This window comes from Bacillus sp. LK2, from assembly GCF_001043575.1.
Classification (GTDB): domain Bacteria; phylum Bacillota; class Bacilli; order Bacillales; family Bacillaceae_G; genus Bacillus_A; species Bacillus_A paramycoides.
In genome coordinates, this window is the sequence record NZ_LDUK01000003.1 from 80,142 (window position 1) to 98,475 (window position 18,334).

Genomic DNA, 18,334 nt, shown 5'->3' on the forward strand with positions numbered 1-18,334 from the left:
CCTCTTTTCCTTCTTTTGCTTTATCCCGCTATTTGAGCAGTAAGACTCCTACCTCAAAATTCGGCTACTACGAGGAAGTTAGGTGGGAGTCCAACTGCCCGTAAAAGCCCGATTGGTGTGGGCTAATAATCAGTAGGGGATGAACAAAACCACCACTGATTAAAGTTTCACTTTATTCTAACTCAATTTTCTGATAAACGGAATATTCTTTTAAATATAACCTATATAAAAAATAGCTTTCATATACAGGAAATTACCTTTTTATTTTTCTTGAAGTTTGTCATAATAATATTATTGTCTCAGTTTTCTTACACAAGGAGAGTTGTATTTATGTCGTTTTCATGGAAACGTTTCTTACAGATTGGGAAAATCGTCTTCCCATTTGTTGTCTTAACAATTGTATTCTTTCAGGCTAAAAAAGAATTAGCAGGTATTTCTTTTTTAGAAGCGATCCAAACAATTAAAAACATTCCAACTGGAGGAGTCTTTTTAGCAATTACACTCGGTGCATTTGCCGTATCAACAATGTTCTTTTATGACTTTGTTATGCTTCGTTACCTAAAAGCAGATATACCTGTACAAAAGATTTTCCGCATCTCATGGATTGCTAACACTTTAAATGGATTTATCGGTTTTGGCGGTCTTGTTGGAGCTGGTGTACGTACAATGCTATATCGTCCGCATATAAAAGAGAATGGGAAACTTATTAAAAGCATTGCATGGATGACAACTGCATTTATTAACGGATTAGCTATTCTTTCATTCCTCGGTCTCATCGGAATATTAGATACAAGGTTTATTCTGCACGAAAAACCGTGGTTATGGCCTGTTCTTATCTTCTTTGCTCTTTTCGTTCCTATATATATTGGGTTTTCTAAAATTAAAAATAGAAAAACAAAACAGACAGAAGGACAAGAGGATGAAGAAGAAGAGAAAAATCCAACTGTTTTATATTCATTAGTTTCATTAGTCGAGTGGGTATCTGCTGGCATCGTTATGTATGTCATATTAATATTGTTTGGAATTGATATCGACTTTCAAAAGTTTTTAGGTGTTTATGTAATTGCGGCTTTAGCCGGTGTCGTAAGTCTTGTTCCTGGTGGCCTTGGATCGTTCGATCTTGTCTTCTTAACTGGACTAGGACAATATGGCGTTGATACAGGCGTATTACTACCTGCTATGTTGTTGTATCGCCTTGTCTATTACATATTACCATTCTGCCTTGGTCTCATTTTTGCAGCCTTTGAAATGACAGGAGCAGCCATTAAAAAGATTGAAGATAAACCATTTATTGCACCTGCTTTAGAAACAACTGGTGTGATTTGGACTTTACAACGTGATTTTTTAGGAAAATTAGGTTCATGGGCATCCGCCGCTTTAACAGCATTTGCTGGCTTAATGGTTATTTTATCAACTATTCTACCAACAAGCATAAATCGAGCTCACGCCTTACATATTTTAGCTCCAAAGCATCTTATTCAATTTTCTTTTAGCTTGTCATTAACATTTGGTATTCTCCTCCTTATTCTTTCGCGAGGAATATATTATGGAACAAAGCGTTCTTATTATATGACGATTGTTTCTTTAATTGGAGCAGCAATCTTTAATACCCTAAAAGGAATTGATATTGAAGAAACCTTTATTTTATTAATCGTACTTGCTGTATTATATATGCTTCGCAAAAGATTTGTACGCGAGAAAATGGAAGTCTCTCTTTCTGATATCGTAAAAGTTTTTCTATTCTTATTGCTAACGTTATATTTATATAAAAACCTAGGTATTTTATTTGCAGGTGCAAAAGAAGCGTTCAAACCTGATTTTGTCGTTCGGAATATTACACAAGTTCAACGAAGCGCATTAGCAGCTGCATTCTTCGTTCCCACCTTTTTACTTATAGGCTCACTAATTGCCAATCGTTACCGTAGTGAATTTCCCGGGCAACCGGCTAATGATAAAAGGTTACAAAACTTTTTAGATGAACATGGTGGAAATGTACTTAGTCATTTAGGTTTTTTAGGAGATAAGCAGTTCTTCTTTAGTAGTGACGGGAAAGCACTTCTTCTCTTTTCAATCACTGGAAAACGTCTTGTTGTACTAGGCGATCCAATTGGTGATTCATCCTCCTACCGTACTGTGTTGCAAGAGTTTTTAGCTGAAGCAGATCGATTTGGATATATTTGCGTATTCTATCAAATCGAAAGTAAATGGATGAGTTTGTATCACGATTTCGGTTATAACTTCTTTAAACTTGGTGAAGAAGCTGTCGTTGATTTAAATACGTTTACTATAACCGGAAAAAAACGTGCGGGTATGCGAGCTACTTTCAACCGTTTTGAACGAGAAGGTTATACATTCTCTATTCATCAGTCACCATTCTCAGACGAATTATACGAAGAATTAAAAAAAGTGTCTGATGCTTGGCTCGACGGAAAAAAAGAGAAAGGTTTTTCACTTGGGTACTTCGATCGTGAGTATATTAGTCGTGCTCCTATTGCCACATTATCTGACGCAGAAGGGAAAATTGTTGCCTTTACAACCTTTATGCCAGTATATCAAAGCGGAATATTATCTGTTGATTTAATGCGTTATTATCCAGATGCTCCTAGTGGTATTATGGATGCAATCTTCATCCACTTATTCCACTGGGCAAAAGAAAATGAATACCATTCCTTTAATATCGGTATGGCACCACTCTCAAATGTTGGTTTATCAACGCAATCATTCTGGTCTGAACGAGTTGCCGCAGCAATCTTTAATAATGTCCGTTATACGTATAGTTTCAGTGGATTACGACATTTTAAAGAAAAATATAAGCCAGCATGGAGCGGAAAATATTTAGCATTTCGAAAGAATCATTCTTTACCAATTACTATGCTCTCTGTAACAAAATTAATAGGAAAACGAAAAAACAGCTAAATACTTAGCTGTTTTTTCGTTTTTGAACTTGTACAGTAAACTCCTTTTCATACTTCTTACCATTTATATAGAAATTTCCCCACATTTTATATGTTCCTTCTTCAGGAAATGTAATACGATATTGTAATTGCTCATCCGTATCAACAGGAATGGCATATAAAAAATGTTCCCTCGTTTCATCAACGATATATAGAGAGTCGACTTCTCCTCTTCCTGAATTTAATTTTAGCTTTTCTCCTTTTTTTGCTTGAAACTGAAATGTTAATGTTACTGCCTCATTCGGATGCAATGCACCAAATAAGAGAGAAACTTGATACTCTCCTATTTTTTTTGTAAGTACAGTATCGATTGGAAGTTTCTTTTTATTGTTGTCCTTGCTCTTATCCTTTTTTCCTTCTCCAAAATCTTGCTTAGAAAATGATTCCATAGACTTATTTTCGTCTTCATACAAAAATATTGTGTACCCTTCACCTTTCGCTACTTCTGAAGATAGCTTATATGATCCATTCCCAGCAAAGGTAGGCTTCATTTGTTGTATATTTTTCAACTGTTCATCCACAATAACTGCTCGAATTTGATCATTCACACCACGAACTTCATTATTCTTTTTATTTAGCAATTGAAACGAAATGTCGACTTTTTCATTTCCCTTTTTATTTTCCACATCCCATTTTACTTCCTGAACATCTCCTGTCGTTTCTACTGTTTCTTGATATTTTTTTATGTAAAATCCTCCTGCCACAATAAGTACTAATGCGATAAGCCCAATGACAAGATTTTTCAAAACATCACCTACCATTTTTAAAGTCTCTTTCCATACAAAACTTCTTATTATATATTCTAGATTATGATTTATGAAATCCTTCTATTTTGTACATATTACAAATAATAAAAAGATTTTAATTGACAGGATTCGTAGTGTATAATGCAAATGATATTGATTTCTATCAATACATAATAAGGAGGGCTTTTCATGAGTGTACATATTGAAGCAAAACAAGGCGAAATTGCTGAATCTATTCTATTACCTGGTGATCCATTACGTGCAAAATATATCGCTGAAACATTTTTAGAGGACGTTACTTGCTATAACAACGTGCGTGGCATGTTAGGTTTCACTGGAACTTATAAAGGAAAGCGTGTATCTGTTCAAGGTACAGGTATGGGTGTTCCTTCTATTTCTATTTATGTAAACGAATTAATCCAAAGCTACGGAGTAAAAAATTTAATCCGCGTTGGAACCTGTGGTGCAATTCAAAAAGATGTGAAAGTACGTGACGTTATTATCGCAATGACAGCTTGTACAGATTCTAATATGAACCGCTTAACATTCCCAGGATTTGATTTTGCACCAGCTGCAAACTTCGATCTTTTAAAAAAAGCTTATGATGCTGGAACAGAAAAAGGCTTACACGTTCGTGTTGGTAACGTTTTAACAGCAGACGTATTTTACCGTGAAAGCATGGAGATGGTTAAAAAGTTGGGAGAATACGGTGTATTAGCAGTAGAGATGGAAACGACTGCTCTTTACACATTAGCAGCTAAATATGGTGTAAATGCATTATCTGTATTAACAGTAAGCGACCATATCTTCACTGGTGAAGAAACAACATCTGAAGAGCGTCAAACTACATTTAACGAAATGATTGAAATCGCTTTAGATGCAGCAATTCAGCAATAGTATATTAAAGAACTTGTCATACGTCTGGCGAGTTCTTTTTTATGTTAGGGAAACTTCGACAGTCACTATACCTCCTACTTTATGTGACTTTCTATAAAAAACTACTTTAGAAAGAGACAGATTTCCCCCTCTACTTTTTTGTAACGTTTGTTATAATTAAGAAATCATTTATATTACAGTATTTTCATACGAGGTGAAACAGTGAAAAACAGAAGCATCGTTTTTAAACTATTTTTATTAACATCAACATTATTTACAATCATATTTCTCCTTTTTTTCCTTGGACAATCTCTATTTTTAGAGAAGTTTTATATCAATAAAAAAGTAAAAACGGTTCAAACCGCTTTTGAAAAATTCGTAGATAATTACGAAAAAAGCGACCAAAGCTTTGAGGAAACTAGAAAATTAAAACAAGAATTTCATGATAAAACAAATGCTGAAATGCAATTTTTAGATTCTAATGGCATTATTAAAAGTGAAAACAATTACTACATTGATGTGACTAACCCTGACAACGATCAAACCTATTCCATCCCACTTAATAATCTTTTAACACCAGAAGAATATAATAAATTCGAAAACTTAGGTTTAAAAACAGGTGGAATAATTCGCGTAGATGGATTCATACAAGGTAATATAATAACACCAATAGAACTGACAGTTAATTATAATCGATGGCGAAATGAAAATGTCAATTCGGATTTTCAATCAATTAGTGGTAATCCATCTAAAAATAGACTTACAAATCGATATAAAACTATGTCTCAGATCAGTTTTACTGGTATGATATCTAAATTGCATCTCCCTTCCAAAGCTGAGGTTCGTCTTGCAAATGATATTGAAACATTACAAGCTGTTGATTATTTTGCAAACACTATCAGACAAGGTACTTCTAATCCAAATCAATTAAACACGTATATATTAGATAGTGGAGAAAATATAAAAAATAGTATCTTTGTAAAACCTATTATGGAAAACGGTAAAATTAAAGAGTACGCTTTTGCAATCGCCTCTTTACAACCCGTTAATGAAGCAATGCTTGTTTTAAAAGATTATTACGTCTATGCCTTAATTATCGTATTTCTCGTTATTATTTTGTTATCCTTTTACTACTCAAAAATCATTGTTAAACCATTAATTAAGATAAATCGTGTCACAAAAAAAATGGCTAACTTTGATTTTAGCGAGAAATTACCTGTTGCAGCAGACGACGAAATTGGTGGCTTATCAAGTAGTATTAATACACTTTCTGTAAACTTAAAAGACCGAATTGATCGATTAAATGTTGCAAATACAAAATTACAACAAGATATTGAACGCGAACGCCAATTGGAAAAAACGAGAAAAGAATTCATTTCTGGTGTGTCTCATGAATTAAAAACACCACTCAGTGTTATTCGTAGCTTCGCTGAAGGTATTAAAGATGGCGTAAGTAAAGATACGACATATTACACAGATGTTATTTTAGAAGAAACAGAAAATATGAATAGGCTTATTGTAGAAATGTTAGAATTAGCAAAACTAGAATCAGGTACGTACAAACTAGACATGTCGACGTTCTCGATTGGCGAATTAATTCAACAAGTGTATGCAAAATTATCATTTAGCATGGAGGAAAAACATTTGCAAGTGGACGTCCATGCCGACGCTTCTCTATTTGTTAAAGCGAATCGTAGTCGTATTGAGCAGGTAGTTGTGAACTTACTTAGTAATGCAATTCGATATACTCCAGATGGAGAAAAAATACACGTCTCTGTTGTAGAAACGGAAGATAAAGTGAAAATTGAAATCGAAAACACAGGTAATCCTATTCCAGAAGAAAGCCTTGAAAAGATTTGGGATCGCTTCTACCGTTTAGACGCTTCTCGTAGCCGTCATACTGGAGGTACCGGCCTTGGGTTATCTATTGTAAAAAACATTTTAGATCTCCATCACGCCGAATACGGTGTGTATAATACTACTAATAGCGTTGTATTTTATTTTAATTTACAAAAAGTAAAAGAAGTCAAATAATTTGTCTTAATTTCACTAGGAGTTCACATGAAATTCACACTCTCCCTTTATAGTAAGAAACAAGTTAATCCTTTCCTTTACACACATAAAAGAGGAGAGTGCGTGAAATGAAACAAGCAGGACAACCTATTCAAAACGAAAAACAATTAGAAACTATCAAAAATATACTTTTACAATCTTCGAAACGTGATGGCTTATTATTCGTATTAGCTGTAAATTCTGGCTTAAAAGTAAGTGAAATCTTACAATTAAAAGTCAGTGATGTAATCGATGAAAATGAAAATGTTCGCCATTCCATTTTATTTTACAATGAAAAAGTAAAAAAACATAAATGGTTTGCTGTAAATGAAGACTTACAGCACGCAATCGAAGACTACATGAAAGAACGTAAAACTTGGAAACGCAATGAGCCATTATTAAAGTCTCAAAAAGGAACAAAGTCTATTACGAGACAACATGCATGGTACATTTTAAACAAAGCTGCAAAAGAAGTTGGATTAGAAGGGATTAGCTCACATACACTTCGAAAAACTTGGGGCTATTGTGCATATAAATCAGGTGTTGATATTGCATTTTTACAACACTTCTTTGATCACAGTACTCCATCAAAAACTTTAAAGTATATCGGTATTGCTTAATAACTCTTATACATAAAAAAGGTTACCATTTATAAATTTGGTAACCTTTTTTATGTTTCATATTCTCTTTTCTTGTCTCTCCTATACTGTAGTGGTACTCTAATAGTAAGGGGGAGAAATTATGAACACATTAACAATTGAATTACCGAAAGAAACGGCTGAAAAACTTGATTTATTAAAGAAAGCTTATCAAAAGAAAACAGGTGCTACAATTTCTGAAAGCACTCTTGTTCAAACACTTATCTCAAAGGAATTTATCCAAGCGATAACTCCTTTTGATTTACAACAATTCGTCAATGGAAAAGAACAGCATTAATCGCTGTTCTTTTTTATTTTCAAAAAATAAATATTAAAAGTTTTTTATTTATTTTTCGAAAAACTATTGACTATGATAATGATAACCATTATCATTTATTATGAAGCCAACAATTGATGAATCAACCAAACGCTCAGTAACATTGTTACCCCTCTTTTTCATATAGAAAAGCACTGTACATTCCCCCTGTTTGTACAGTGCTTTTCTTGTTTGAATTTATTCAAATAAATTTAATTGCTCTGGTTTTGGCTCACCATATGTAATACTCATCATTTCCATCAACTGTTTCGCATTGTCCGCCGCATCCCCACCCGAATTATTGTTAAACAATACGTATATGTCCTTAGCTTTTTTTTTCAATTGCTCTAATCGTTCTACCCATTCTTCCAACTCATTATTATTGTAGCGATACAAACAACGAACTGCTCTCCAATTTTCTCCTTTGTCAAGCCACCCATGAACATTCCGGCCATGAAAACGTATTAATGCCATGTCTGAGTTCGTTGCTTCTAATATGAGTGGCACTGATCCTATTCCCGCCTGTGGTTCGTCACAAATTGTATGAATCCATTTTTCCCGTTCTAAAAACTGTAACGTCTTATCTTTCATTTCCGGATAAAACCATGTTTGATTTCGAAACTCTATTGCACACGGGAAGCCTTCCATTTTTTCTTTCGTATATCGAAGTAAATCTACATTTTTCTTTTTACAATCAAACCATGGCGGATATTGGAATAAAATCATTTTTAATTTATTTGCATCTTTTAACGGCAAAATCGATTGTTTATAAACATCAAACATCTCTTCAAACGTAGAAAAAGGAATTTCACCTTTCATATGTCCTGTCATCCCTTGATAAGCTTTTACTATAAAAGAAAAATCTTTTGGCGTTTCCATCGCCCATTTTGTATAATTTCGTGCAGGTTGTATCGCATAAAATGAGCTATCCACTTCCACGATTGGAAAATTCCCACTATAAGTTCGCAATTTATTTCTATTTTCATAAGGATTAATATATAAAGAATCGTGATCTCCCCATCCCGTCACTCCAATATAAAGCAAACGAATTCCTCCCTTCCCAACTTCATCTTAAACTCATTCTATTTACTTCACCAAAACCTTATCCGACCAATTTCATAAAGTAGCTCTTTCTTTAAGAGTATCCGTATAAAAATATGATATACTAGATGGAAGAATTTTTAAATTGAGGAGTTATTTATTTATGCTTCAAGACGACACTATTTTATCTCATGAAAATCGAATAAAAGAATTAGAAAATAAAGTACGGTTTTATGAAGAGCTTGTGAATCAATTACCACATCATTTCACATATAAAAATCCACATATTGGTTTACAAATAAAAAAAACGAGAACGTCTCATTCTATTCAGCACATACAAAAAGAAGATAAAGAGCCTAAATTTCATCTTACTTGCGATTCATTGTTCTTATTTGAACAACTCGAAAAACATTTTGTTCATATTTTCGATGCTTTTTCTCATCACGTCACTTTTATTGATAGTAAAGGTAACATTACATTATGTAACCAAGCTGCAGCAGATGATTTGGGTGTAGTACGAAATTCTATAATTGGAAAACCAATTCAACAATTATTAAACTTACCTGAAGAAAAAATTAAAGCTATTGAAACGTTAAAAACGGGAACTGAAATATATAATGAAGAAGTTTTAGACAAAAATTATGGTATCGTAAATAACCGCATTATTCGCGATTATAATGGAGAGATTTTCAGAGTTATTAGTGTATTCCATTATTTAAATACAGAACGAGATGCCGAAAAGTTTTCCTTAGCTGGACGAATAGCAGCTGGGATTGCACATGAAGTACGAAATCCCCTTACAACGGTACGTGGATACTTGCAATTTTTACAAGAGAGCGTTTCTCCATCCAATAAAGATTTGTTTAAAAGTCTACTCATCCCTGAATTAGATCGTGCAAATAGCATTATTACAAAATTTTTAGCTATTTCAAAAACGCGTGAATTTACTAGAGAGCCGTTTCCCATCAATACATTTTTACGCGATTATATTCAACAACTACTCGCTAGTGAAGTTTTTTTACACAACATTTCTATTGATTATAATTTTTCTGCCGAATTAGATGATGTACTCGTCAATATTGATCGTCATGAACTCGTACAAGTTTTTTTAAACTTATTTCAAAATGCTGTCGATGCTCAAGGTGAAAAGCCTCTTTCTATTCAAATCACTAGTTATCGCTTAGATAATTTTGTTCGTATTACTTTCAAAGATAACGGAACAGGTATTCCTCCAGCTATTCAAGAATATATATTCGATCCATTCTTCTCTACAAAGGATTCAGGAACCGGACTCGGATTATCAGTAACAAAGAAAATTATTCAAAACCATAATGGCACATTAAAAGTTTCTAGTGATCAAAGTGGGACAACTTTTACTATATCCATTCCATTATTGCCAAAAAGAGATAATTGAAGTTTCGATAAAGTAAACCTTTAATCAATGGGAGGATTCATCCCCCATTGATTATTAGCCCTCACCAATCGAAGTCTTACTGCCTACAGTAAATACTATTTCTATTCCTAACACAGGGGAAACAACAGCTATACTTTCTGTCTTCCGAATTTACTAACTTTTAGTTTTTAACCTTATTTTTGAGAAACCAAGCATAGTTGATTTATAGTAATCTGTATTATTTTGATTGTAAGTTAAATCTCTCTTTTAATAAAAAGGAGCACTTATTTGGGAGGATAAGTGCTCTTTCTTTACGTTTCTTTACCTCAAATTTACTCTAGCTTAATCCTCATTTTGTATGATAAATAATGAAGACAAAGATATGAAAGAGGGATGAAAATGAGAGTTATATCACTGACACGCTTTTGGATTGCTCTTATGATATGCATAATTTTATGCATAGGATTTTTTTCAACTCTAAAATATTCAGCTATATCAAAAGCAGATAGCAAAACAGTTCCATACGAACTTCTGTATACAAAGCAAAACAACGTTCCTTATTCCTCTTCCACACAGAATGAAAAAAAGGTTATAAAAGGAATGCTTATTACAGAGGCTTCTAGTTATGAACACCTACTTCAAATTGCCGAAACGATTAAAGATCAATATAAAAATAAAGACGTTGATGAAATAACACTTTCTATCCATAATAAAAATACTGGAAGTTACGAAGAAGAATTACCATATGAACCCATTAGTAAAGGAATAATAACCGTCACGTATGATTCTCAATCCTTCGGCAGTACCAATGTTGCGCTCAACAAATAAAGTGGAATTTTAATCAGTAGGGATTTTCCCCATCCCCCACTGATGATTAACCAACCGGGCTTTTACCACAAAAAAGAGGCGAATCTCGTTATTCGCCTCTTTCTTTTACCAAAATGATGGAATCCACTCTTTCACTTTATCAATCCACTCTTGTTTCTGTTCTTTTCTTTGTTGTTCCTCTTCTTTTCTTCGCTTTTCTTCCTCAATCGTTTTTAATTGTTTTGTATAGTCCGCCTCAGATATTAACGATAACTGAAATGCTTTTTGAGCAGGGTTTCCGTTCGCTTTTTTCATAATATCCCGGAACATTGTCGTTGTAATTTGGCTGCCTCCTGGCACATAATGCTCACTATCAGTTTTATCATACCCTACCCAAATCGCGCCTACTAAATCCGGTGTATATCCAACAAACCATGAATCCTTTGCACCAGCACTTGGTCCATTTACAAGCTGAGTAGTTCCTGTTTTTCCGGCTGTATCAATATTATTAACTTTCGCTTTTTCACCTGTTCCTTTTTCGACAACACCTTTTAATAAGTATGTCATCTTTTGAGCAACTTTCTCGCTCGTCACACGTGTTTCTTTCTTATACCATTTCCCAATTGTTTCACCTTCAGCATTTTGTATCTCTCTAATCGCATGGGCTTCTATTTGGACACCATCGTTTGCAAATGTACTATACGCTTGAGCCATGACAAATGGAGAAGTCCCCATATGCATACCTCCTAAAGCAATCGGATACGTACGGTCTTCAGGCTCTAATGGAATACCAAAGCGTTCTAAAGATTTTAATCCTTTATCTAATCCGATTTGCTCTAACAGCCAAACAGCTGAAACGTTATACGATTTTGCTACCGCTTCATACATGGTCACATTACCGTGAAAAGTATGATCACTATTTTGTGGTTTATATTCTTTAATATTAAACGGTTCATCTTTTAATACATCGTATACTTCATATCCTTCCTCTAAGGCTGGTACATACACAGCAAGAGGCTTTAATGTTGATCCTGGTTGCCTTTTTAATTGCGTCGCATGATTAAACTGTAAAAATTGATAAGGACCTCTGCCCCCAACTAAAGCTGGAACACCGCCTGTTTTTGGATTCATAAGGACGACTCCAGTTTGCATAAGCTGGTCTGATCCACTATCTTTAAAATAGTTATCATTATTCACAACATCTTCTACAGCTTGTTGTTTTTTCGGGTCAAGCTCTGTATAAATACGATAACCACCTGCTAAAATTTCATTTTGTGTCAATTCGTACTTGTCCATCGCTTCTCTAACAATATAGTCTACATATTGAGAATATTTCCCCTTATATTTATCATCTACACCACGCTTTAATACTAGACCTGCTTCTTTCTCCTTACTATACTGTTCTTCAGAAATATATCCTTGCTCTTTCATTAAACTTAATACGACATTACGTCTTTCAATTGATTTATTAAAGTTTTTATAAGGTGAATACGCAGACGGCGCTTTAATTAATCCCGCAATCGTTGCAGCCTCTGATATTGTTAAGTCTTTTACCTCTTTATCAAAATAAGATTTAGCTGCTCTTTTTATACCCCAAGCACCTTCGCCAAAATAAATTTGATTCATGTACATTTCAATAATTTCATCTTTCGTATAAGTACGTTCAATTTTTTTAGTTAAAAAATATTCTTTAATTTTACGTGAGAATGTACGGTCTTGCGTTAAAAATACATTTTTCGCAAGTTGTTGCGTAATTGTACTTCCCCCCGCTACAACCTCACCCGCTGTAATATTTTTGAAAACCGCACTAATAATTCCACTATAATAAATGCCATGATGACTAAAAAATTCCTTATCCTCTACTGCAACAATTGCCTGAACCATGATGTCAGGAATATCTTTCCTTTTAACTCCTTCTGTTTTAGAAGAAGCTAATTTGGTTGCAACTTCATTATTGGCATCGTAAATTAAAGTAGGTTGTGGAACAGCTTGTTTTAATTCAGATATGTCTTGAATGGAAATTATTATATTCACAGCAACAAATAGAGTAACGAGTAAACTCCCCAATACAATTAATGAATTGCGCAGTTTCTTCCTCTGGTTGAACCATTCAAGCATTTTTTTAAAGTGAGTGTTCTTCAATTTCATTCGTTCACTTCCTTCATTTGTTTACACTCTTCTTTTTAAAAGGAAGAATATACCTCCTTTTAAATTTATTATAATAACGTAGTCGTTCCTATAGTGTAAAGCTTTTCTTTAACATTCATACTTTTTGCAAGAAAAGGACATTCTACAAGTAAGATATTCATTATTAAGTATTAATATTATTAATACAACAATGTGAGTTATGTTAAGTTTTTGTAAACTTTTCGATAAAATGTTTTAAAAAACGACAGTTTTTTGTTAGAATTGACTAGCCAATATATTTTACATATATTACTTTTGTGGGGGTAACAATAATGGTCTTTAAATCAAAAAAAGATAAATTTTCTGAAATGCTAATGAATGTTTCCGAAAATTTAAAAGAAGGCGCGCAGTTTTTCGTGGAGTATAAAATTAAAAATGCTAGCGATTTAAAAGAATTTTCTATGCGCATGAAAGAGTATGAGTCAAAAGGTGACTCATTTATTCACGAAATCATTATGGAGCTAAACAAAGCGTTTATTACTCCTATTGAACGTGAGGACATCCTACAGCTTGCAATGAGTATGGATGATGTATTAGACGGATTAGATCACAGTGCTGGTCTATTCGAAATGTATTCTATTACAGAAGCTGATGAATACATGATTAAATTCGTTGAAGCAATTAATCAATGTGCGATTGAGATTGCAAACTCTGTTGAACTTCTGTCTAACAAAAAATTAGTCGACATTCGTACAAATGCGATTAAAATTAAGGATTACGAGTCACAATGTGATGATATTCGCCGTCATGCGATTAAGCACTTATTCTCTCGTGAAAAAGATCCGATTAAGATTATTCAATTTAAAGAGATTTACGAAGAGCTTGAAGAAGTGGCTGATAGCTGTCAAAGCGTTGCAAACGTATTAGAAACAATTATTATGAAGAACGCGTAAGGAGTTTGATCATGGATACACTCTTGATACTGACCGTTTTAGTAGTCATTTGCGCTTTAGCTTTTGACTTTATCAATGGATTTCACGATACAGCAAACGCTATTGCAACGGCTGTTTCAACGAAAGCTCTAAAGCCTAGACATGCAATTATTATGGCAGCTATTATGAACTTTTTAGGTGCAATGACATTTACAGGTGTAGCAAAAACGATTACAAAAGATATCGTTGACCCATTTGCCTTGCCAAATGGTTCCCTTGTAATTTTAGCTGCTTTGCTTGCAGCAATAGCTTGGAATTTGATTACTTGGTACTACGGTATTCCAAGTAGTTCTTCGCATGCAATCATTGGAGCAATCGCTGGTGCTGCAATTGCTGCTGCTGGTTTTAGCTCATTAAACTTTAAAGGGTTCATAAAAATTCTTGAAGCTTTAATCATTTCACCGATTATCGCTTTTGTTATTGGTTATATCGTATACAGTATTTTTAAAGTGGTCTTTAAAAACTTTAACTTAACGAAAACGAACAAAAACTTCCGTATATTCCAGATCTTCACTGCAGCATTACAAGCCTATACACACGGTACGAATGATGCACAAAAAGCAATGGGAATCATTACGATGGCTCTTATGGCCAATAACTATCATACTTCTAGCGACATCCCGTTCTGGGTACAATTATGTTGTGCAATTGCAATGGGTCTTGGTACTTCTGTCGGTGGATGGAAAATTATTAAAACTGTCGGTGGACAAATTATGAAAATTCGTCCTGTAAATGGGGTAGCTGCTGATTTATCATCATCACTTGTTATTTTCGGCGCAACATTCATTCACTTACCGGTTAGTACGACGCACGTTATCTCTTCTTCTATTTTAGGGGTTGGTGCTTCTCATCGTGTGAAAGGCGTAAAATGGGGAACTGCAAAACGCATGTTAATTACTTGGGTGATTACACTTCCTATTTCAGCTTCTTTAGCTGCGTTATTTTACTACTTATTACATTTAATCTTTTAATCAAAAGTCGTCTTCCTTATTTTTCTAGGAAGACGACTTTTTTGTGAACAAGCCTATTTCTTATTAAAAAGCGTGTATAATGATTGATGGATAAGTTATATAGAGGAGTTGGCAATTTTGGAATACATCATGTTACTTTTCATCGGATTAATCGCCGGGACAGTCGGGAGCCTAGTCGGACTTGGGGGCGGAATTATTATCGTTCCGTTATTAATTGGATTACACAGTTTATCACCACAACTCGCAGTGGGAACTTCTATGGTAACAGTCGTTTTTACAGGACTGGCTTCTACCCTTACTTATATGAAGCATAAACGGGTGGATTATAAAAGTGGACTTATTTTATTTATCGGGAGTGGCCCTGGTGGTATTATCGGATCATGGGCGAACAAATTTTTAAACCAGGATACATTTTCTTTATACTTTGGGATTTTCCTTATATTTGTCTCCATTCTTCTTATGCTACGAGACAAATTAAAACCTCTTTCCTTATCAAATATGACTGTAATTAAGCGTTCTTTTACAGATAACGAAGGAAATACTGTACACTATCAATTCCCACCGTTTCTCGCTATCTTTATTGCCTTTATAGTTGGATTTATATCTGGTTTATTCGGAATTGGTGGTGGCGCCTTGCTTGTTCCAGCAATGATGCTCCTTTTTGCATTCCCAGCACACATTGCTGTAGCCACTTCAATGTTTATCGTATTTCTATCAGCAATTGTAAGTTCTTTAACTCATATTTCTCTTGGAAATGTCAGCTGGATGTATGCATTAATTCTTATTCCTGGCGCATGGATTGGCGGAAAAATCGGGGCTTATATTAATACAAAATTAAGCGGTAATGCCGTAATTAATTTATTACGTATCACATTAATAATTCTTGGAACTAGATTAATCATTACTTCACTTTTATAACGCGTTCTTTCTAGAATGCGTTTTTTCTTATACACATGAATATAAAAAGGCTCCTAGGAGAACAAATAAAACTACACAAACACTTAATAGCATAAAATTTGAAATATGTACTTTCTTCAAGTTGATCACTCCTATAGCTGCGACTGTTATCTTTATGATAGCGAAAAAACAGTTCACATGCGGTTACAAAGTGCTAACAATGCAAAATCATTTATTACAAATTTTATCCTTTTATTTCATTTCTTCGTATAATCTATCGATTCAATAAAAAAAGATGTCATATTGACATCTTTTTAGTGAAGAAGTGACCATCCCATAAAGTCTTCATGTACTTGGCACGCCCTCTTATCGTTTCGATCATATAATTCAGCATAACTATCTGTTTCTTCATCATAAGCCATCGTATAAATAATTTGGCCGTCTATTTCAACGGATAAAACGACTCCACCTTTCATCTCTTCTACATGAATGATAGCATTCGCCGGAATTTTCATATCCGTCACCTTCATCGCATCTAACAATATACTAAACCCCCTACAGCGTATTCATTGCTAGTACTATTACACACTAAATAGTATACTACTGTAATAGCATACATTTCGTCAATGAAATTGCTGTTTAAAAAGCATATTGTCTTTATACATATACGCTAAAATAGAAGATATAGAAATGTTTAAATGGGGGGCTAACATTGATTTTACACAAAGGAGATGTACTATTCCGTCAAGGCGAGGACGGTCCTTTATATTTTATAAAAACAGGTTTATTAAAAGTGGTAAGGCTACAAGAAGACGGAACACCATTTTTGTTCAACATTATCGTTCCGGGTGAAACGATACCTCACCATTCTTTAATTTCACCGAAGGAATATCACGGTACAGCTATCGCTTTAATAAAAACAGAAGTTGAACCTATTATTAGTGGTGAATGGTACGATAAACTTCAGGCGAATCCTGAATCCTATGCTGACATCGCTATGCAATTGCAATCAAAATTAAGAATGATGCAACAACGTATTGATCAATTGACAACCGTCTCTCCGAAAGAACGTCTTCATCGTTTACAAGAGTGGTTCACACTATATTTAGGTGACATTCCTATATATGAAATATTAACGCAAACTGAAATTGGTCAACTAATAGGAATACGCCGTGAAACAGTAAATCGATTATTAAGAGAACAAACAAAAAACGAGGCAAAGTAACGCCTCGTTTTTTGTTTGTTCAAATTTCACCTATTGTAAGCTTGCTGCTGGACCGAAAAATTCATAATGAATGTTCTCTGGTTTAACGCCTAACTCGATTAATACAGCATTAATATGTTTCATGAATGGCACTGGACCACAGAAATAAAATTCTGCTTCTGTTGTTGGAATAATAGTTTGTAACCATTCACCTTCAATGAAGCCTTCTTTATCAAAGTTCTTCATTTCCAAATCTTTTTCAGTTGGTGCAGAATAGCAAGTATATGCTTTAACTTGTTCGTATTCATTGTCTACTGCCTTAACGTGTTCTTTCATTGCATGTGTGTTACTATTTATCGCTGCATGAACAAAACATACTTTACGTTTTGAGTCTTGTTCAATTAACGTATTTAACATACTCATCATCGGTGTAATACCTACTCCACCACTAATTAGTACAACAGGTAAAGTTGAATCCATATTTAATACGAAATCTCCCGCTGGTGCACTTACTGGTAAAATATCCCCTTCTCCTACATGATCATGTAAGTAATTAGATACTTTACCGTCTGGTGTATCTACACCTTTTTCTTTCTTTACACTAATACGATAATATTCTTTTCCAGGAGCGTCAGACAAGCTATATTGACGATTATGTGTATATGTTTCACCTTTAATATTTATTTGAATCGTTACATATTGTCCTGGGATGAATGAAGAAACTTTCCCTCCATCTTCAGGTTTTAAATAAAATGACGTAATAACATCGCTTTCCTTCACTTTTTTAACAATCACAAAGTTGCGGAAATCTTTCCATCCACCTTCTTTATGTGCAGCTTCTTCATACATCCCAGCTTCAATGCTAATGAATGCGTCAGCGATGACACCATATGCTTCTCCCCATGCATTTAAAACTTCGTCTGGCGCGCCTGCAACCTCTTTAATCGCTTGTAGTAAGCATGTACCTACAATCGGATAATGCTCCGCTTTAATGCCTAAACTTCTATGTTTATGACCGATTTGTTTTACAACTGGAATAATAGCTTCTAAATTATCAATGTACATCGCAGCTGCATAAACAGCATTTGCCAACGCTTGTTGTTGTCTTCCCTTTTTCTGATTTGTATGGTTGAAAATATTTAATAACTCCGGATGTTCCGAGAATAAAATTTGATAAAATCTCGTTGTAATTTCAACGCCTTTTTCTTGTAATAATGGTACTGTTGACTTTACGATTTCAATTGTTTTTGCACTTAACATTGTATCCCACTCCTCTATTTCCTTAACTGTTTTTAGTTTAACTGAATTGTATAATACATA

16 protein-coding genes and 1 pseudogene are annotated in these 18,334 nt (G+C 34.1%); 12 read left to right on the forward strand and 5 right to left on the reverse strand.

Features of this window, described 5'->3' with window-relative positions:
- Positions 1-330 precede the first annotated feature (330 nt).
- Positions 331-2,916, forward strand: a complete 2,586-nt coding sequence (mprF, locus tag VK90_RS03490; protein WP_048370477.1) for a bifunctional lysylphosphatidylglycerol flippase/synthetase MprF — start codon at positions 331-333, stop codon at positions 2,914-2,916.
- Between the two features lie 4 nt (positions 2,917-2,920).
- Here mprF and VK90_RS03495 read toward each other — a convergent pair whose 3' ends face one another.
- The gene (locus tag VK90_RS03495) at positions 2,921-3,715 is read right to left on the reverse strand and encodes a hypothetical protein (RefSeq protein WP_048370479.1); all 795 of its coding nucleotides are present in this window, start codon (positions 3,713-3,715) and stop codon (positions 2,921-2,923) included.
- 174 nt (positions 3,716-3,889) lie between these two features.
- Between VK90_RS03495 and deoD the strand changes: the two genes are divergently transcribed.
- The 4 genes from deoD (at position 3,890) to VK90_RS03515 (ending at position 7,564) form a co-directional block, all read left to right on the forward strand.
- Positions 3,890-4,597 carry a purine-nucleoside phosphorylase gene (gene deoD, locus VK90_RS03500; RefSeq protein ID WP_002171111.1) on the forward strand — a complete coding sequence of 236 codons (708 nt, stop codon included), beginning with the start codon at positions 3,890-3,892 and terminating at the stop codon, positions 4,595-4,597.
- A 201-nt stretch (positions 4,598-4,798) separates the two neighbouring features.
- Positions 4,799-6,610 (forward strand): sensor histidine kinase, encoded by a 1,812-nt coding sequence (locus VK90_RS03505; protein ID WP_048370482.1) that lies wholly within the window; start codon positions 4,799-4,801, stop codon positions 6,608-6,610.
- A gap of 107 nt (positions 6,611-6,717) precedes the next feature.
- Positions 6,718-7,248, forward strand: coding sequence for a tyrosine-type recombinase/integrase (locus tag VK90_RS03510; protein ID WP_000806236.1), 531 nt, complete (start codon positions 6,718-6,720; stop codon positions 7,246-7,248).
- Positions 7,249-7,369: 121 nt separating this feature from the next.
- On the forward strand, positions 7,370-7,564 hold the full coding sequence (locus tag VK90_RS03515; protein ID WP_002171109.1) for a DUF3924 domain-containing protein: 195 nt from the start codon (positions 7,370-7,372) through the stop codon (positions 7,562-7,564).
- A 216-nt stretch (positions 7,565-7,780) separates the two neighbouring features.
- On the opposite strand, the gene VK90_RS03520 is transcribed toward VK90_RS03515, so the two are convergent.
- Complete coding sequence (locus VK90_RS03520) at positions 7,781-8,626, reverse strand: DUF72 domain-containing protein (protein WP_048370484.1); 846 nt, start codon at positions 8,624-8,626, stop codon at positions 7,781-7,783.
- 160 nt (positions 8,627-8,786) lie between these two features.
- On the opposite strand from VK90_RS03520, the gene VK90_RS03525 reads away from it, so the two are divergent.
- The 3 genes and pseudogenes from VK90_RS03525 (at position 8,787) to VK90_RS03530 (ending at position 10,844) form a co-directional block, all read left to right on the forward strand.
- Positions 8,787-10,037, forward strand: a complete 1,251-nt coding sequence (locus VK90_RS03525; protein WP_048370486.1) for a PAS domain-containing sensor histidine kinase — start codon at positions 8,787-8,789, stop codon at positions 10,035-10,037.
- Between the two features lie 82 nt (positions 10,038-10,119).
- Positions 10,120-10,194 (forward strand): annotated as a pseudogene (locus VK90_RS31340) (transcriptional regulator); the annotation flags it as partial.
- A 221-nt stretch (positions 10,195-10,415) separates the two neighbouring features.
- A complete protein-coding gene (locus tag VK90_RS03530; RefSeq protein WP_025147267.1) occupies positions 10,416-10,844 on the forward strand; it encodes a hypothetical protein in 429 nt (142 codons plus the stop codon).
- 105 nt (positions 10,845-10,949) lie between these two features.
- Here VK90_RS03530 and VK90_RS03535 read toward each other — a convergent pair whose 3' ends face one another.
- Positions 10,950-12,971: a transglycosylase domain-containing protein gene (locus VK90_RS03535; protein WP_048370488.1), complete on the reverse strand. Its 2,022-nt coding sequence runs from the start codon at positions 12,969-12,971 to the stop codon at positions 10,950-10,952.
- A 311-nt stretch (positions 12,972-13,282) separates the two neighbouring features.
- On the opposite strand from VK90_RS03535, the gene VK90_RS03540 reads away from it, so the two are divergent.
- From VK90_RS03540 to VK90_RS03550, 3 genes are all read left to right on the forward strand, one after another.
- Entirely contained in the window at positions 13,283-13,903 is a 621-nt protein-coding gene (locus VK90_RS03540; protein ID WP_025147269.1) for a DUF47 domain-containing protein, read from the forward strand.
- An 11-nt stretch (positions 13,904-13,914) separates the two neighbouring features.
- Positions 13,915-14,913: an inorganic phosphate transporter gene (locus VK90_RS03545; RefSeq protein WP_048370490.1), complete on the forward strand. Its 999-nt coding sequence runs from the start codon at positions 13,915-13,917 to the stop codon at positions 14,911-14,913.
- Between the two features lie 117 nt (positions 14,914-15,030).
- Positions 15,031-15,831 carry a sulfite exporter TauE/SafE family protein gene (locus VK90_RS03550; RefSeq protein WP_025147271.1) on the forward strand — a complete coding sequence of 267 codons (801 nt, stop codon included), beginning with the start codon at positions 15,031-15,033 and terminating at the stop codon, positions 15,829-15,831.
- A gap of 293 nt (positions 15,832-16,124) precedes the next feature.
- Here VK90_RS03550 and VK90_RS03555 read toward each other — a convergent pair whose 3' ends face one another.
- The gene (locus VK90_RS03555) at positions 16,125-16,352 is read right to left on the reverse strand and encodes a hypothetical protein (RefSeq protein ID WP_048370492.1); all 228 of its coding nucleotides are present in this window, start codon (positions 16,350-16,352) and stop codon (positions 16,125-16,127) included.
- Between the two features lie 170 nt (positions 16,353-16,522).
- Here VK90_RS03555 and VK90_RS03560 point away from each other — a divergent pair, with 170 nt between their 5' ends.
- Entirely contained in the window at positions 16,523-17,035 is a 513-nt protein-coding gene (locus VK90_RS03560; protein WP_002171099.1) for a Crp/Fnr family transcriptional regulator, read from the forward strand.
- Positions 17,036-17,065: 30 nt separating this feature from the next.
- On the opposite strand, the gene hmpA is transcribed toward VK90_RS03560, so the two are convergent.
- Positions 17,066-18,274, reverse strand: coding sequence for an NO-inducible flavohemoprotein (hmpA, locus tag VK90_RS03565; protein ID WP_048370494.1), 1,209 nt, complete (start codon positions 18,272-18,274; stop codon positions 17,066-17,068).
- Positions 18,275-18,334 lie beyond the last annotated feature (60 nt).

What these genes read in the sequence shown, in the direction of transcription:
- VK90_RS03510 (WP_000806236.1), top strand. Translation starts at nt 6,718, where the DNA reads ATGAAACAAGCAGGACAACCTATTCAAAACGAAAAACAATTAGAAACT.
- VK90_RS03535 (WP_048370488.1), bottom strand. Translation starts at nt 12,971, where the DNA reads ATGAAATTGAAGAACACTCACTTTAAAAAAATGCTTGAATGGTTCAAC.
- VK90_RS03515 (WP_002171109.1), top strand. Translation starts at nt 7,370, where the DNA reads ATGAACACATTAACAATTGAATTACCGAAAGAAACGGCTGAAAAACTT.
- hmpA (WP_048370494.1), bottom strand. Translation starts at nt 18,274, where the DNA reads ATGTTAAGTGCAAAAACAATTGAAATCGTAAAGTCAACAGTACCATTA.
- mprF (WP_048370477.1), top strand. Translation starts at nt 331, where the DNA reads ATGTCGTTTTCATGGAAACGTTTCTTACAGATTGGGAAAATCGTCTTC.
- VK90_RS03525 (WP_048370486.1), top strand. Translation starts at nt 8,787, where the DNA reads ATGCTTCAAGACGACACTATTTTATCTCATGAAAATCGAATAAAAGAA.
- VK90_RS03530 (WP_025147267.1), top strand. Translation starts at nt 10,416, where the DNA reads ATGAGAGTTATATCACTGACACGCTTTTGGATTGCTCTTATGATATGC.
- VK90_RS03545 (WP_048370490.1), top strand. Translation starts at nt 13,915, where the DNA reads ATGGATACACTCTTGATACTGACCGTTTTAGTAGTCATTTGCGCTTTA.
- VK90_RS03540 (WP_025147269.1), top strand. Translation starts at nt 13,283, where the DNA reads ATGGTCTTTAAATCAAAAAAAGATAAATTTTCTGAAATGCTAATGAAT.
- VK90_RS03495 (WP_048370479.1), bottom strand. Translation starts at nt 3,715, where the DNA reads ATGGTAGGTGATGTTTTGAAAAATCTTGTCATTGGGCTTATCGCATTA.
- deoD (WP_002171111.1), top strand. Translation starts at nt 3,890, where the DNA reads ATGAGTGTACATATTGAAGCAAAACAAGGCGAAATTGCTGAATCTATT.